The 15384-nt window shown below is 73.2% G+C and carries 17 protein-coding genes and 1 riboswitch; of the genes, 5 read left to right on the top strand and 12 right to left on the bottom strand.

Annotated features, from left to right (window positions below; all coding sequences use genetic code 11):
• Positions 1 to 5 precede the first annotated feature (5 nt).
• The 4 genes from infC to EV385_RS03245 all read right to left on the bottom strand — a co-directional run bounded on the left by infC (position 6) and on the right by EV385_RS03245 (position 2581).
• Positions 6 to 605 (bottom strand): translation initiation factor IF-3, encoded by a 600-nt coding sequence (gene infC, locus EV385_RS03230; RefSeq protein WP_130508086.1) that lies wholly within the window; start codon positions 603 to 605, stop codon positions 6 to 8.
• Between the two features lie 330 nt (positions 606 to 935).
• Entirely contained in the window at positions 936 to 1394 is a 459-nt protein-coding gene (locus EV385_RS03235; RefSeq protein ID WP_130508087.1) for a PH domain-containing protein, read from the bottom strand.
• Between the two features lie 32 nt (positions 1395 to 1426).
• Positions 1427 to 2272: an ATP phosphoribosyltransferase gene (gene hisG / locus EV385_RS03240; protein WP_130508088.1), complete on the bottom strand. Its 846-nt coding sequence runs from the start codon at positions 2270 to 2272 to the stop codon at positions 1427 to 1429.
• A 45-nt stretch (positions 2273 to 2317) separates the two neighbouring features.
• Positions 2318 to 2581 carry a phosphoribosyl-ATP diphosphatase gene (locus EV385_RS03245; protein ID WP_130508089.1) on the bottom strand — a complete coding sequence of 88 codons (264 nt, stop codon included), beginning with the start codon at positions 2579 to 2581 and terminating at the stop codon, positions 2318 to 2320.
• A gap of 78 nt (positions 2582 to 2659) precedes the next feature.
• Here EV385_RS03245 and EV385_RS03250 point away from each other — a divergent pair, with 78 nt between their 5' ends.
• From EV385_RS03250 to EV385_RS03260, 3 genes are read left to right on the top strand one after another with little or no spacing between them, the layout of a single operon-like run.
• Complete coding sequence (locus tag EV385_RS03250) at positions 2660 to 3535, top strand: ABC transporter substrate-binding protein (protein WP_207229741.1); 876 nt, start codon at positions 2660 to 2662, stop codon at positions 3533 to 3535.
• A 28-nt stretch (positions 3536 to 3563) separates the two neighbouring features.
• Entirely contained in the window at positions 3564 to 4412 is an 849-nt protein-coding gene (locus EV385_RS03255; protein ID WP_130508090.1) for an amino acid ABC transporter permease, read from the top strand.
• Complete coding sequence (locus tag EV385_RS03260) at positions 4412 to 5155, top strand: amino acid ABC transporter ATP-binding protein (protein ID WP_130508091.1); 744 nt, start codon at positions 4412 to 4414, stop codon at positions 5153 to 5155. The genes EV385_RS03255 and EV385_RS03260 overlap by 1 nt, the downstream gene beginning before the upstream one ends.
• Here EV385_RS03260 and ribH read toward each other — a convergent pair.
• The 6 genes from ribH to rpe all read right to left on the bottom strand — a co-directional run bounded on the left by ribH (position 5152) and on the right by rpe (position 10686).
• On the bottom strand, positions 5152 to 5625 hold the full coding sequence (gene ribH / locus EV385_RS03265) for a 6,7-dimethyl-8-ribityllumazine synthase (RefSeq protein ID WP_130508092.1): 474 nt from the start codon (positions 5623 to 5625) through the stop codon (positions 5152 to 5154). The two genes, EV385_RS03260 and ribH, sit on opposite strands and share 4 nt — an antisense overlap.
• 83 nt (positions 5626 to 5708) lie before the next feature.
• Positions 5709 to 6962: a bifunctional 3,4-dihydroxy-2-butanone-4-phosphate synthase/GTP cyclohydrolase II gene (locus tag EV385_RS03270; RefSeq protein ID WP_130508093.1), complete on the bottom strand. Its 1254-nt coding sequence runs from the start codon at positions 6960 to 6962 to the stop codon at positions 5709 to 5711.
• Complete coding sequence (locus tag EV385_RS03275; protein ID WP_130508094.1) at positions 6925 to 7527, bottom strand: riboflavin synthase; 603 nt, start codon at positions 7525 to 7527, stop codon at positions 6925 to 6927. Before EV385_RS03275 ends, EV385_RS03270 begins: the two co-directional genes overlap by 38 nt.
• Entirely contained in the window at positions 7527 to 8582 is a 1056-nt protein-coding gene (gene ribD, locus EV385_RS03280) for a bifunctional diaminohydroxyphosphoribosylaminopyrimidine deaminase/5-amino-6-(5-phosphoribosylamino)uracil reductase RibD (protein WP_130508095.1), read from the bottom strand. The genes EV385_RS03275 and ribD overlap by 1 nt, the downstream gene beginning before the upstream one ends.
• 126 nt (positions 8583 to 8708) lie before the next feature.
• A riboswitch (FMN riboswitch) is annotated at positions 8709 to 8896 on the bottom strand.
• Between the two features lie 61 nt (positions 8897 to 8957).
• Positions 8958 to 9980, bottom strand: a complete 1023-nt coding sequence (locus tag EV385_RS03285) for a GGDEF domain-containing response regulator (protein ID WP_130508096.1) — start codon at positions 9978 to 9980, stop codon at positions 8958 to 8960.
• 28 nt (positions 9981 to 10008) lie between these two features.
• Positions 10009 to 10686 carry a ribulose-phosphate 3-epimerase gene (gene rpe, locus EV385_RS03290; RefSeq protein WP_242624675.1) on the bottom strand — a complete coding sequence of 226 codons (678 nt, stop codon included), beginning with the start codon at positions 10684 to 10686 and terminating at the stop codon, positions 10009 to 10011.
• 103 nt (positions 10687 to 10789) lie between these two features.
• Between rpe and EV385_RS03295 the strand changes: the two genes are divergently transcribed.
• Together EV385_RS03295 and EV385_RS03300 are read left to right on the top strand one after the other, a co-directional pair.
• The gene (locus EV385_RS03295) at positions 10790 to 11659 is read left to right on the top strand and encodes a septum formation family protein (protein ID WP_242624676.1); all 870 of its coding nucleotides are present in this window, start codon (positions 10790 to 10792) and stop codon (positions 11657 to 11659) included.
• 86 nt (positions 11660 to 11745) lie between these two features.
• Complete coding sequence (locus EV385_RS03300; protein WP_130508099.1) at positions 11746 to 12966, top strand: outer membrane protein assembly factor BamB family protein; 1221 nt, start codon at positions 11746 to 11748, stop codon at positions 12964 to 12966.
• A gap of 8 nt (positions 12967 to 12974) precedes the next feature.
• On the opposite strand, the gene EV385_RS03305 is transcribed toward EV385_RS03300, so the two are convergent.
• Positions 12975 to 14459, bottom strand: a complete 1485-nt coding sequence (locus EV385_RS03305) for an RsmB/NOP family class I SAM-dependent RNA methyltransferase (RefSeq protein WP_130508100.1) — start codon at positions 14457 to 14459, stop codon at positions 12975 to 12977.
• Positions 14456 to 15382: a methionyl-tRNA formyltransferase gene (fmt, locus tag EV385_RS03310; RefSeq protein WP_130513044.1), complete on the bottom strand. Its 927-nt coding sequence runs from the start codon at positions 15380 to 15382 to the stop codon at positions 14456 to 14458. Before fmt ends, EV385_RS03305 begins: the two co-directional genes overlap by 4 nt.
• Positions 15383 to 15384: the final 2 nt, after the last annotated feature.

Genomic DNA, 15384 nt, shown 5'->3' on the forward strand with positions numbered 1-15384 from the left:
GAGCGTCACTCTGCGGTGGTGTCGGCGGCTGCGGCCGGCGGTGCCTCGGCACCCTCGCCCTCGCGCTGCTCACGGGGGGTCTTCCCACTCGCGGCGGCGGCAGCAGCCTTCGTAGCCCGGTGCGGGGCCAGGACCATGATCATGTTGCGGCCGTCCTGCTTCGGACTGGCCTCCACGAAACCCAGGTCCGCGATCTCCTCGCTGAGCCGGCGCAGGAGCCGGAAGCCCAGCTCCGGGCGGCTCTGCTCGCGACCGCGGAACATGATCGTCACCTTGACCTTGTCGCCCGCCTTGAGGAACCGCACCACGTGACCCTTCTTGGTCTCGTAGTCGTGCGGATCGATCTTCGGCCGGAGCTTCATCTCCTTGATGACGGTCTGCTGCTGGTTGCGCCGCGCTTCGCGCGCCTTCAGTGCGCTCTCGTACTTGAACTTGCCGAAGTCCATGAGCTTGCACACCGGCGGGCGCGCCATAGGCGCAACCTCGACCAGGTCCAGGTCGACATCCGCGGCCAGCTGGAGGGCGCGCTCGAGCGGGACGATGCCCACCTGCTCACCCTCCGGACCGACCAGACGGACCTCGCGGGCCCGGATCTGTTCGTTCACGCGTGGTTCGACGCTGATGAGGCCTCCTTAGAACGATGTATCTCGCCTGCCCGGCCCACCGAGGGACGGGCACCGCCAATGTCGGTCGGCCTCGTGCACCCCCCGGCTACGGGGGCGACGGGAAAGCAGAAGGCCCCGGACATGCCGGGGCCCGCTCGACCGGTCATCGGCGCCCAAGAGGACGCGCCCCGCCCCCGGGAACGCGTCCCGAGGCGGGTGACCGGACCCGGACACCCATGACGGTGACTCAGGTGGGAACCAGCGGGCTCCTCTTTCGCGCGCAACACACCGAAGTGACTACGCGTGGTCGACTGACGAAGTCTACCAGCCTCAGGTCGGCGCGTCCGCCGCGCCCTGATGCAGGGCCCGCAGCGTGCGCACCCCCTCCACCGCGTACTCGCGGTCGACCGCCTGCAGGGCGTGGATCGAGATCGTCTCGTCGTCCAGCAGTTCCAGGGTCGCCCACGGCGAATTGCGGTCGAACCGGACGGCCCGCACCACCGACCAGGGCAGCTCGTACCCGCCGACGACGTTGCGAACGCGCACCCCGGCCGCGTCAGCGCTCACCCGGGGCCGGGTGAAGGCCAAGATGCCCAGGCCGATGAGTACGCCCAGGCCGATCATGGCGGTCTGGTCGCCGCGCGCGAACTGGCCGACGCCGTCGCCGGTCGCGCCGTGCAGACCGAAGCTGAGCACGGTGAACAGGATCACCACGGTCGCCGCGGCGGCGCCCGCCACCCAGCGGATGCGCCGGGGGCGGTAGACGACCGGGGCGGAGGACTGCGTCACGCCCACCACTGTGCCACTCACGTCTGGACCCCTCACAGCCGGCAGTTGTGGATGTCGGTGACCAGGATGGCCCGGGCACCCAGCTCGTACAGCTCGTCCATGATCCGGTGGACCTCCTTGCGCAGCACCATGGCCTGCACCGCCACCCAGCCCTCGCGGTGCAGCGGGGAGACGGTCGGCGACTCGATGCCCGGGGTCAGTCCGGTCGCCTGCTCCAGCAGGTCGGCGCGCACGTCGTAGGCCAGCATCACGTACGAGCGGGCCACCAGCACCCCCTGCAGGCGGCGCATCAGCTGGGCGACGCCGTTGGGCGCGGCCGTGGCGTGGCGCCCGATCAGGACCGCCGACGAGCGCAGGATCGGCTCCCCGATCGTGACCAGCCCGGCCTGGCGCAGGGTGGCCCCGGTCTCCACGACGTCCGCGATGACGTCCGCGACGCCGAGCCGGACCGCGTTCTCCACGGCTCCGTCGAGGCGGACCACGTCGGCCTTCAGGTTGTGCTCGGCCAGGTGCTGCTCCACCACCCCCGGGTACGCGGTGGCGATGCGGCGCCCGGCGATCTCGTCGGCCGACGTCAGGGTGCCCGCCGGGGCGGCCCACCGGAACGTGGCCCCGCCGAACCCCAGGTCGAGCAGCTCGGCGGCGGGCACTCCCGAGTCGACCAGCAGGTCCCGGCCGGTGATGCCGAGGTCAAGGTCACCGGAGCCGACGTAGGTGGCGATGTCGCGGGGCCGCAGGTAGAAGAACTCGACGTTGTTGGCCTCGTCCCGGCAGACGAGATCCTTCGGGTCGGTGCGCTGGCGGTAGCCGGCGTCGCGCAGCATCTGGGATGCCGGGGCGGACAGGGTGCCCTTGTTCGGAATGGCGATGCGCAGCATGACGTGCTCCTTGAAGTCGGGGTGGGTACTCCTCGAGGCGGCACGTCACAGATGTCGGTAGACGTCCTCCAGCTCCAGACCGGTCGCGATCATGAGCACCTGGGCCTGGTAGAGCAGCTGGGAGATCTCCTCGGCGGCCCGCTGCGGGCCCTCGTGCTCGGCGGCCATCCAGGACTCGGCCGCCTCCTCGACGACCTTCTTGCCGATGAAGTGCACGCCGCGCTCCAGCGCCGCGACCGTGGACGAGCCCGGGTCCTGCTGCTCCGCCTTCGCCTTCAGCTCGGCGAACAGCTCTTCGAACGTCTTCACGGGTGCCGATTGTGGCAGCTCGTCACGGGATGGCGTCGGACGACCCCAGTGGTTGGGACGTGGCCTAGGCTGCGCCTCATGCCTAGCCGACACTCGCGCACCGCGCTCGGGGGCGCGGTTCTGCTCCTGACCGCCCTCGCGGGATGCGCACCCGCCGACGACGACGCCTCCCCGAGCGGCTCCGCATCGGCCTCCGGCAACCCGTGCCCGCCCGGTGCGCTGGCCACCCGTACCCCGGGCAAGCTCACCATCGCCACCGACGACCCGGCGTACGCGCCGTGGTTCAGCGACAACAAGCCGGACAACGGCAAGGGCTTCGAGTCGGCGGTGGCGTACAGCGTCGCCGAGCGGCTCGGCTATCCCAAGGAGAACGTCACCTGGATCCGGGTGACGTTCAACAACGCGATCGCGCCCGGGCCGAAGGCGTTCGACCTCGACATCAACCAGTTCTCCATCACCGACCAGCGCCGCCAGGCCGTCGACTTCTCGTCGCCGTACTACCTGGTGCGCCAGACCGTCATCGCACTGAAATCGTCCAAGATCGCCGGGGCGAAGACCATCGCCGAGCTGCGCGGCGCCAAGCTCGGCGCGCAGGTCGGGACGACCAGCTACCAGGCCATCAACGAAGTGATCAAGCCCACCACCCAGCCGCAGGTCTACAACAGCAACGACGACGCCAAGAAGGCGCTGCAGAACGGGCAGATCGACGGCCTGGTGGTGGACCTGCCGACCGCGTTCTACATGACCGGCGCGGAGCTGGAGAACGGGGTCATCGTCGGGCAGCTGCCCCAGGTCGGCGTGCCCGAGCAGTTCGGCCTCGTGCTCGACAAGGGCTCCCCGCTCACCGGGTGCGTCAGCACGGCGGTCGACCAGCTCCGCCAGGACGGCACCCTCGCGGTGCTGGAGAAGACCTGGCTGGCGGGCACGGGCGGAGCCCCCGAACTGACCCCATGACGACCGAACGCAGCGAGGGCCGCGCGGGGTGAGCACGGTCGGATACGAGCTCAGCGAGATCCAGCGCGGGCGGATCGCCTACCGGCGACGGCAGACGGTCCGTTCGGTGCTGCTGGCCGCCGCCTCCACCGCGATCGTGGGCACCCTGCTCGCGGTCGCGGTCACCGGGGCGCCGGGCTGGGAACGGGTCAAGCAGTCCTTCTTCGACCCGCAGGTGGCCCGCGAAGCCCTGCCCGCCATCGGAGTGGGACTGTGGCTCAACGTACGGCTGCTGGCCGTCTGCGCGATCGCGTCGCTGGCGCTGGGGCTGCTCGTGGCGGTGCTGCGCACGCTGCGCGGGCCGGTGTTCTTCCCGGTCCGGGCGGTGGCCACGGGTTACACGTACGCGTTCCGCGGGCTGCCGCTGATCATCGTGCTGTACCTGTTCACCTTCGGGGTGCCGGGGCTGCGGCTGCAGGGCACGCCGAGCGTGCTGGTGCTGGGCGGGGCGGCGCTGGTCGTCACGTACGGGGCGTACCTGGCGGAGGTGTTCCGGGCGGGCATCGAGTCGGTGCATCCGAGCCAGCTGGCCGCGGCCCGGTCGCTGGGGCTCACGTACCGGCAGACGATGCGGTTCGTGGTGCTGCCGCAGGCAGTCCGCCGGGTGGCGCCGCCGCTGCTCAACGACACCGTGGCGCTGCAGAAGGACGTCGGCCTGGTGTCACTGGCCGGGCCGATCGACGCGGTGCGGGCGGCGCAGATCGCCACCGCCGAGCACTTCAACTACACCCCGTACGTCGTGGCCGGGGTGCTGTTCGTGCTGCTGGCCCTGCCGCTGATCGTGGTGACCGACTGGGTGACGCTGCGGGCGGCCCGCCGCCAGTCCGGGGGTGCCTGATGCCGGTGCTGTCCTGCGCGCACCTGCGCAAGGTCTTCGGGACCCGGGTGGTCCTCGACGACCTGAACCTCGACGTGGAGGAGCACCGCGTGGTGGCGCTGATCGGCGCCTCCGGCTCCGGCAAGTCGACGCTGCTGCGCTGCGCCGCCCTGCTCACCGAGGTCGATGACGGCACGATCCACCTGGACGGCGAAGAGATCACCGATCCCCGGGTGGACCCGGACGCCGTACGGCGCCGCATCGGCATGGTGTTCCAGGCGTACAACCTGTTCCCGCACATGAGCGTGCTGGACAACATCACCCTGGCCCCGGTCCGGGTGCACCGGCGGGCGCGCGACCAGGCGCGGGCGCAGGCGCGCGAATGGCTGGACCGGGTCGGGCTGGCGGACCAGGCGGACAGCTACCCGGACCGGCTCTCGGGCGGCCAGCAGCAGCGGGTGGCGATCGTGCGGGCCCTGGTCAACAGTCCCCGGCTGCTGCTGCTCGACGAGGTGACCTCGGCGCTGGACCCGGAACTGGTCGGCGAGGTGCTCACAATGATCCGCGACCTGAAGGCCGAGGGGATGACCATGGTGCTGGCCACGCACGAGATGGGCTTCGCCCGGGAGGTCGCCGACGAGGTGGTCTTCCTGGACGCGGGCCGCGTCCTGGAGGCCGGGCCGCCGCAGCGGGTGCTGGGCGACCCGACCGAGCCCCGTACCCGGCAGTTCCTGTCCCGGATCATCGAGGCTGGGCGGCTCTAGTCGGGCAGGCCGCGGATGGTCAGGGCGGCGTCGAGCACCGCGACCGTGCTCTGCCAGCCCTTGTCCTCGATGGAGTCCTCCAGCCCGGCGCGGTCGCGGGCCTGCCCGATCGACTCCACGGTCAGCACGCCGTGCGCCACCGGGGTCTGCTCGTCGAGGCCGACCCGGGTCAGTCCGGCGGTGACCGCGTCGCACACGTACTCGAAGTGGGCGGTCTCCCCGCGGATCACCACCCCCAGCGCGACCACCGCGTCGCAACGCTTGGCCAGGGCCTGCGCCACCACCGGCAGCTCGACCGAGCCCGCCACGCGGGCCACGACCACGTCGTCCACGCCGCACGCCTTCGCCGCGGCCCGGGCCCGCTCGACCATGTGGTCGACCAGGCTCGCGTGCCACCGGGAACCGACGATGCCCAGCCGCAGCCCGGCGGCGTCGACGGTGTCCAGATGCGGGTCCCCGAAGCCGGCCATGTGTTCCGCCCTCCCCAAATCAGGTGATCCGATTGTCGTCCCCGGTCGCGCCCACGACCGCGGTTTCGCCCATTCCCGCGGCGTCAGCCCGCGGCCGGGCCGGCCTCACCGAGCTCGTCGAACAGGTGTCCCATCCGGTCGCGCTTGGTACGCAGGTAGCGCACGTTCTCCGGGTGCAGGCGCACCGGCAGGGCCTCACGCCCGGTGATCGTCAGCCCGTACCCCTCCAGCCCGGCCCGCTTGGCCGGGTTGTTGGTGAGCAGCCGCATCGAGCGCACCCCCAGGTCGTGCAGGATCTGCGCGCCGGTGCCGTAGTCGCGGGCGTCCGCGGGCAGGCCGAGGCGCAGGTTCGCGTCGACCGTGTCGAACCCCGCGTCCTGCAACTGGTACGCCTGCAGCTTGTGCAGCAGGCCGATGCCGCGCCCCTCGTGCCCGCGCATGTACAGCACCACGCCGCGGCCGACCTCCGCGACCCGCCGCAGCGCCGCGTCGAGCTGGGGGCCGCAGTCGCAGCGCACCGAGCCGAAGACGTCCCCGGTCAGGCACTCGGAGTGCACCCGGACCAGCACGTCCGCGCCATCACCGAGGTCGCCGTAGACCAGCGCGACGTGCTCGGCGCCGTCGGTCGCGGCGCGGTATCCGAACGCGGTGAACACGCCGTGCTCGGTGGGCAGCCGGGTCTCGGCGAGCCGCTCCACCTGCTGCTCGTTGCGCCGCCGGTACTCGATGAGCTGCTCGATGCTGATCAGCGCGAGGTCGTGCTCGGCCGCGAACTTCTCCAGGTCGGGCAGGCGCATCATGGTGCCGTCGTCGTTGACCAGCTCGCACAGCACCCCGGCCGGGCGCAGGCCGGCCAGCACGGTCAGGTCGATGGTGGCCTCGGTGTGCCCGGGGCGGCGCAGCACCCCGCCGGGCTTGGCGCGCAGCGGCACCACGTGCCCGGGGCGGGCCAGGTCGCTGGCCTGGGTGCTGCCGGAACTCAGCAGCCGGATGGTGTGCGCCCGGTCGGCCGCCGAGATGCCGGTGCTGACCCCCTCGCGGGCGTCGACGGTCACCGCGTACGCGGTGCCGCGCCGGTCCTGGTTGGTGTGGAACATCGGTGGCAGGTCGAGGCGGTCCGCCTCCTGCTCCGTCAGCACCGCGCAGATGTAGCCGGAGGTGTAGCGGACCATGAACGCCAGCAGCTCCGGCGTCGCGTGTTCCGCCGCGAAGATCAGGTCGCCCTCGTTCTCGCGGTTCTCGTCGTCGACGACGATCACGGGTCGTCCGGCGGCGATGTCCTTGACGGCCCGTTCGATGTCAGCCAGCACGGTGGCCTCCCAGCATCTTCTCGACATACTTCGCGATGACGTCGACCTCGAGGTTCACCGGGTCACCGACGCCCTTCTGGCCCAGGACGGTGAGCTTCAGCGTGGTCGGGATGAGGCTGACGCTGAACGTGTCGTCCGTGACCTCGGTGACCGTCAGCGACACGCCGTCGACCGTGATGGAGCCCTTCTCCACCACGTACCGGGCCAGCTCGGCGGGCAGCGAGAAGCGCAGCACCTCCCACGCCTCGCCCGGCTCCCGCGACAGCAGCCGCGCCACCCCGTCGACGTGGCCCTGCACCAGGTGCCCGCCCAGGCGCGAGCCCAGGGTGGCGGCCCGCTCCAGGTTCACCGGGCTGCCTACGCGCAGCGCGGCCAGGGACGAGCGGTGCAACGTCTCGGCCATCACGTCGGCCGTGAACGCGCCGTCGGAGTTCTCCGTGACGGTGAGACAGACGCCGTTGACCGCGATGGAGTCGCCGTGGCGCGCGTCGGCGGTCACGAGCGGTCCGCGCACGGTGAGCACTGCCGAGTCGCCGTCGGCGCCGGCCAGCGCCACGACTTCCCCCAGTTCCTCGACGATGCCGGTGAACATCAGGCCTCCTTGTGGCGCAGCGTTGCGGTGAAGCGCAGGTCGGAACCGACCTGCACGACCTCGGTGAGTTCCAGGTCGATCGCCTCGGCGATCGTGGCGACGCCGGCGTCCACCAGTGCGGACAGTCCGGCGCCGAGCAGCTTCGGCGCGACGTAACCGATCACCCGGTCGACCAGCCCGGCGGACAGGAACGCGCCCGCCAGCGTCGGGCCGCCCTCCAGCAGCACGGCCCGCACACCCCGCGCGTACAGCGTGCTGAGCAGGGCCGACAGGTCGACCCGCCCGTCCGGGCCGGTGCCCAGCTCGGCCGCCGTGGCGATCCAGGTCGGCGCGGACGCGTCGCGGACCCGGGCGGTGGCCGGGGTGCGGCCCGCCGAGTCGACGACCACCCGCAGCGGCTGGGTGATCGCCAGGCTGCCGTCACGCAGGTCGCGCACGGTCAGCTGGGGGTCGTCCGCCAGCACCGTGCCCACCCCGACGACGATCGCGTCGACCGTGCTGCGCAGGGTGTGCACGTCCGTGCGGGCGGGCCCCGAGGTGATCCACTGGCTGGTGCCGTCCGCGGCCGCCGAGCGGCCGTCCAGGGTGGCGGCGAACTTCCAGGTCACGTACGGGCGGCCGCGGCGCACCGCGGTCAGCCACGCCACGTTGCCGGCCTCGGCCTCCGCCCGGCGCACCCCCAGCGCCACCTCGACGCCGGCCTCGCGCAGCGCGGCTGCTCCCCCGGCCGCGGCCGGATTGGGGTCGTCCACGGCGATGACCACGCGCCGGATGCCCGCGCCGACCAGCGCCTTCACGCACGGCCCCGTACGCCCGGTGTGGTTGCAGGGTTCCAGGGTGACCACCGCGGTGCCGCCGCGGGCGCGCTCGCCCGCCTGGGCCAGCGCCACAATCTCGGCGTGCGGGCCGCCCGCGTACGCGTGGAAGCCCTCGCCGACGACCTCGCCGTCCGCGCTGAGCAGCAGGCAGCCGACGACCGGGTTGGGGCTGGTCGTGCCGAGGCCGCGGGCGGCGAGCGCGATCGCGCGGCCCATGGCCTCGTCCTCGGTCACCATCTGCGTCCCTTTCCGCACGGCGTGGTCACGCGCTGGAAAGGGGATAGAACGCCGGGAACCGGACACGACGGGACGGCTGGACGCCGCCCGGCCGGGGTACGCGACAGCGCACCCTCGTCCTGCTCCGCGCGCTGTCTCCCATCCGGACTGTCTGACCGGCCGGCATCATGTGCCGGTCGATCAACCGTCGGCCCCGGATTCTCACCAGGTCCACCGGGCGTCGTGTGGTCGACGACCGGGTCGCGGGCTTACCTCAGACGGAAGGCCTGAAGATCACCGCCGGTTCGGAATTTCACCGAGTCCCGCCAGCGCGTGGTGGGTCACCCATGAGTCTTGCACGCCGAACGCACATTGCAACCAGGCGAGCGACCCAGGTCACAGTCCCCGTTCGTCCTCGTCGTCCGAATCGGCGCGCCGCCGGTCGATCGCCACGTACGAGCCCGGCTGGCTCTTGGCCACCTTCTTCATCTCCGAGGCGACCGCCACCACCATCCGGGGATCGGAGAGCCGACGCCCGTCCGCGGTGGCCTGCGCGACCCCGATGGACAGCGTGATCAGGGCGGCGCGCTGCTTGTTGCCGCGCCGGTCCGGCACCTCGATGTAGCCGCGGCGGGCGTCTTCCGGGTCGTACAGCCGGTCCGCGGCCGCCTCGAAGTCGGTGACCGCGCGCTTGGTCAGCGGCAGCACCTGGTCGGGGGTGCAGATGAAGATGAAGTCGTCGCCGCCGATGTGCCCCAGGAAGATCGACGGGGGGTCGGACGCGGCGACCGCCCGGTGCAGGCTGCGGGCCAGCGCGGTGATGAACTCGTCGCCGCGATCGAAGCCGTACACGTCGTTGACGCTCTTGAACCGGTCGATGTCGATGTAGCCGACCGCGTAGTCCGCGCCCGAGCGGATCCGGTCGGCGATCTCCCGGCGGACCCGCGCGTTGCCGGGCAGCCCGGTCAGCGGCGAGACCTCCCGGAACTCCTTGGTGCGCCGCAGCGTGGACGAGACCCGGGCGATCAGCTCGGCCGTGTCGAACGGCTTGATCAGGTAGTCGTCCACCCCCGCCGTGAGCCCGACGACCTTGTCCACGGTCATCCCGCGCGCCGTCAGCATGATCACCGGCAGGGCGGAGGTGAGCGGTTCCGCGCGCAGCCGCCGGGTCAGCTCCACCCCGTCCATGTTCGGCATCATCCAGTCGACCACCGCCAGATCGGGGCGGCGGCTCTCGACGACCTCCAGGGCCTCGCGGCCGTCGCGCGCCCGCACCACCTCGAAGCCGTGCAGTTCAAGGTTGAATGCCACGAATCCGGCGATGTCCTCGTCGTCGTCGACCACGAGGATGAGGTCGGGACGCTCCTCGGGCTCCAGGCCGGGCTCGTCCGCCGCGTGCCGGACTCCGCCGGTGGTCACCGGACACCCGCTCGGCAACCGGGCCTGGTCACGGCGTCACCATCGCACGCTGCGCCAGGGCCCGCAGCTTGCGGACGGCCTCGGCCGGGTCGTCGGCGGCGTACACGGCCGTGCCCGCCACGAACGCGTCCGCCCCCGCCTCGGCGGCCTGCTCGATCGTGTCGGCCGCGATCCCGCCGTCGACCTCCAGCCGGATCTCCAGCCCCATCGCGCTGATCCGGCGGCGCACCGCGCGGACCTTGTCCAGCAGTTCCGGCATGAACTTCTGGCCACCGAACCCGGCCTTGATCGTCATCACCAGCAGGGTGTCCACATAGGGCAGAAGTTCCAGGTACGGCTCGATCGGCGTGTCCCGGTCGATCGCCAGGCCGGCCTTGGCGCCAGCCGCCCGCAACGTCTTGGCCAGCGCCACCGGGTCCTCGCACGCCTCCGCGTGGAACGTCACGTTGTGGGCGCCCGCCTCCGCGTACCCGGGCGCCCACCGGTCCGGGTCGGTGATCATGAGGTGCACGTCGAACGGGATGCTGGTCGCCTTGCGCAGGCTTTGCACCACCGGCAGGCCGATCGACAGGTTCGGCACGAAATGGTTGTCCATGACGTCGACGTGCACCCAGTCAGCGGCGCCCTCGATCGCGTGCACCTCCTCGGCGAGGCGGGCGAAATCGGCGGCGAGGATGCTGGGCGCGATGATCGGCGAAGGCTCCACGGCTGAAGTGTATGACCCGACGGCGGAGCGGGGACTGCCGTCAGTGGCGGCCGCCCGCGATACTCGAAAACGCATCCGTGACCGTCGACGTGGGGAGGGACCGGTGCGACGGTGGTTCGCCGTGGCCGCGGTGGCGGTCGTGCTCGCCGCTGCGGGCTGCACCGCCGGCTCCGGCACGGACCGCGACCTCACCGGCAGCTGGTCGATGATCGGCCCGGCCGTCCCGTTCCGCCCGGCGTCCGGGGTCTGCCACGAGCACCTGCCGGCGGACGGGTCGTTGGAGACGTACCGGCCGGTGCCGTGCGCGGAGCTGCACCTGACGGAGACCTTCGCGATCCGTACGGCGCCGGACGCCCCCGTGCCGCCCACCCCGGGATCGGCGCAGGGCCGGGAGGCGTACGAGCAGTGCGCGCGGCGGGCCGACGCGTTTCTGGGCGGACCGTGGCGCGAGGCGCGGATCGGCGTCCGGGTGTTCTGGCCGTCGCGGGCGGGGTGGCGGGGCGGGGCGCGGTGGTACCGCTGCGACGTGACCGAGACGGACGCCGACGGGCTGGCCGACCGCAGTCGCAGCGGCAGCCTGGCCGGGGCGCTGCGCGGCGCGTCGCCGCTGCGGCTGGGCTGCTTCGAGCCGCGGGTCAGCGGCGAGACCGTACGGGCCATGGCCGCGGTGCCGTGCACGAAGCCGCACCGGGCCGAGTTCGTCGGCCTGTGGACCGCCCCGGAGGTCTCGTACGCCGCGCTGAACGCGGACCGCACCGACAGTGCCCGCGGCTGCCGCAGCGCGATCGCCCGGTACACGGGGGTGCCCGACGACAACGAGGTGCAGTACCGCACCGGCTGGATCTCCTACCAGCCGAGCCGCGCGGAGTGGCAGTACGGCGAGCGCCGCGTGCGCTGCTTCCTGTGGTTCCGCGACCGCAAGCTCACCCGGTCGATGCGCGACGCGGGGCCGACTGCGCTGCCGGTGCGCTGAGCGGCTGAACCGCGCCCGAAATCCACCCTGCCACCTCAGACCTGACGTACGTTACGGGCGCGATGTCCTAATTTGCGGGAGGACCCTTGCGCGCCTTTCGAGCCCTGCTCTCGTGGTCGTCGACGCTGGTTGTCACCTGCGCCCTGACCGCCGCCGCCAGCCCCGCCGCCGCCAGCCCCGCCGCCGCCAGCCCCGCCGCCGCCAGCCCCGCCGCCGCCTCGCCGGCCGCCGCCGACTGGACCCACCCGGGATACGGCCCGGGTGACACCTACTTCAACCCGCGCGAGTCGGTCATCAACCCGCGCAGCATCGACGGTGTCGCGTTCCGCTGGTCGACCGGGCTGCCGGCGGCGCCCGGGCCGTCCTGCTCCGAGGCCACCCCACCGCTGGTGGCGGCCGGCCGCCTGTTCGTCGCCGATGAGACCGGCATCGGCGCCTACCGCGCCGCCACCGGCCGGCTGATCTGGCATCACACCTGGGCCAGCCCCGGCGATTTCCGGACCCCCCACCTGGCGGTGTCGGGCGGGCTCCTGCTGGCCGGCGTCAGCGGGTGCCGGTCGTTCGAGGATCCGGGTGGACGGATCATGGCCCTCGACGCCGCGACCGGCCGGGAGAGATGGCACGTCGACGACGGCGGCCCGGTCGCGTCCCTGCTCGTGGACCGGGGCGTCGTGGTGGCCGACGGCGTGTCCGACGCCTTCCCGGCGCGGGTCCGGGCCCTGCGCGTCAGCGACGGCAAGCGGCGGTGGGTCCTGCCCGGCTACCTGTCGGGGGTCTCCGCCAACGGTCGGCTGCTCGTGCACCGCGCGTACGGCGACGGCGTCGCGGCCGTCTCCGTCACCACCGGCCGGAGGCTGTGGAGCAAGCCGACCGGAACCCGGATCGAGGCGGCCACGCCGGCGGGGAACCGTTTCTACGTGACCGACCGGTCCCACCTGATCTGCCTGAAGGCGTCGAACGGGTCCGTGGTGTGGCGCGTGCCCGCCCTGGACGCCTGGATCGGCGCGGACGACCGGCGCGTCTACCGCTCGGTCTCCAACGGCGTCGAGGCGCTGGACGCCCGCAACGGGCGCCGGCTCTGGGGAGCCGACTTCGAGGGGGACGCGGGCCAGCCGGTGGCCGCCGGTGGGCTGGTGTACACGAGCGTGGACGCCGGGGAACCGCTGGGCGTCCTCAATGCCGCGACCGGCGCGGTCGCGTCGTCCGGCACCCAGTTCCACCAGCTCGACGAGCGCTACGTCGTCGTGTCCGGCGGCCGGCTGTACCTGACCCGCCGCAACTCGCTCGAGGCGTACACCCCTAGCTAGCAGGGCGGTCAGCTCGTGCGGCGCAGCACCGCCAGGAACATCGCGTCCGTGCCGTGCCGGTGCGGCCACAGCTGCACCGTCGGGCCGTCGCCCAGGCCGGGCATGCCCGGCGGCAGCAGCGGGCGGGCGTCCACGAAGTCGACCTCGACGCCGGAACGGCGCGCCCCCTCGGTGACGGTCACCTGGGTCTCCACCATGTGCGGCGAGCACGTCACGTACGCCACGACCCCGCCCGGCCGGACCGCGCGCAGCGCCGCCACGAGCAGCTCGCGCTGCAGGCGGGTCAGCGGCGGCAGGTCGGCGGGCTGGCGCCGCCAGCGCGCCTCGGGGCGGCGGCGCAGCGAACCCAGCCCGGTGCACGGCGCGTCCACCAGCACCCGGTCGAAGCCCTCCTCGGGCAGGTCCGGGTCGCGCCCGACCGTACGGCCGTCCGTGGGGAGCACGGTCACCGGCAGGCCCGTGGTGGCCTGATCCACCAGGCGCGCCCGGTGCTCGGCCACCTCGACCGCGGTGACCTCGGCGCCGCGCAGCGCCGCGATCGACCCGATCAGCCCGGTCTTGCCGCCCGGGCCCGCGCACAGGTCCAGCCAGCGGGTGTCCGAACCCTCCACCGGCGCGGCCAGCAGCGCGGCGGCGACGAGCTGGGAACCCTCGTCCTGCACGTGCGCGCGGCCCTGCCGGATCGAGGCGAGATCGCCCGGCGCGCCGCCGTCGAGATACACCGCGTACGGGGAGAACGCGGCGGGCACGCCGCCGGACTCGTCCGCGAGGTCCACGGGGTCGATCCGGCCCGGCCGGGCGCACAGGTGCACCGCGGGGGGCTGGTTGTCCTCGATGAGCAGCCGCACGGTGTCCTCGAGGTCGCCACCGAGCGCCTCCAGGAACGCCCGCACGATCCACTGCGGGTGGTGGTGCACCACCGCGAGGTGCGCGACCGGGTCGTCGTCGTAGGCCGGGGCCACCTGCTCCAGCCACGTGTCCAGGTCCTTGCTCGCGATCTCGCGCATTACCGCGTTGGCGAACCCGGACGCCCCGGGCGCCACCGAGCGGACCAGATCGACCGTCTGGTTGACCGCGGCGTGCGCCGGCACCCGGGTGTGCAGCAGCTGGTACGCGCCCAGCCGCAGCGCGTCGCGGGCGGGCGGGTCGATGCGGGACACGTCCCGCCCCGCGGCCGCCGCGATGATCAGATCCAGGGTGCCGACCGCGCGCAGGGTGCCGTACGTCAGCTCGGTCGCGAACGCCGCGTCCCGGCCGTGCAGCCCCATGTCGCGCAGGATCTCGGAGAGCACCAGGTTCGCGTACGCGTCGTCGCGGTGCACCGCCGCGACCGCCTCGTACGCCGCCTGCCGGGCCGGGTCCGACGGGGGCCGCCCGCCGCGCGGAGCCCGCCCGGAGCGGGCGTCGCGGTCCTGTCCCCGACCCTGGCCGGGGCCGCCGGAGCGACGGGGACGGCCGGAGCCGTGCGGGCGGTCGGCGCGATGATCCGTCACGCGAAGCTCTCCCCGGCCGTGAGGCGCAGCCCGCGCGCCCAGTCCACCGCCGCCATGGCCCGCTTGCCCGCCGCCCGGACCTCGCCCAGGGCGACCGGGGTGGTCGCGGTGCCCGCCAGCACCTGGGTCCGCTCGACCCGCAGCTCGCCGGGGGCCAGCGTCGGCGCGTTGGCGACCGGGTGGACCGGGCCCAGCTTGAGCCGGTCCCCGCGCAGCGTCGTCCAGGCACCGGGCGCCGGGGTGCAGGCACGGATGCGCCGGTCCACCGCGAACGCCGGGTCGTCCCAGCGCACCTGGGCGTCCTCCACGGTCAGCTTGGGCGCCAGCGAGACGCCGTCGGCCGGTTGCGGATGGGCGCGGGCGGTGCCCGCGTCCATCGCGTCCAGGACGGCCACCAGCAGCTCCGCGCCCGACACGGCGAGGCGTTCCAGCAGGTCGCCGGAGGTGTCCCCGGGGCGGATCTCGTCGGTGAGGGTGCCGTACACCGGGCCGGTGTCCAGGCCCTCCTCCAGTTCGAACACGCTGGCGCCGGTCACCTCGTCGCCGTGCAGGACGGCGTGCTGCACGGGCGCGGCGCCGCGCCACGCGGGCAGCAGCGAGAAGTGCAGGTTCACCCAGCCGCGCTTCGGGATCTCCAGGGCGGCCGGGGGCACCAGGGCGCCGTACGCGACCACCGGCACGCAGTCCGGGGCGAGGGCGCGCAGCCGCTCCAGGAACTCGGGCTCGCGCGGGCGCTGCGGGGTGAGCACCTCGATGCCGCGCTCGTCGGCCCACGCCCCGGCGGGCGAGCGGACCAGCTTGCGCCCGCGCCCGGCGGGGGCGTCCGGGCGGGTGACGACCGCCAGCAACTCGTGGCCGGACGCGGCGATGGCGTCCAGCGAGGGCACGGCGACGGCCGGGGTACCGGCGAAGATCAGGCGCATAC

This window comes from Krasilnikovia cinnamomea (genome assembly GCF_004217545.1).
Classification (GTDB): domain Bacteria; phylum Actinomycetota; class Actinomycetes; order Mycobacteriales; family Micromonosporaceae; genus Actinoplanes; species Actinoplanes cinnamomeus.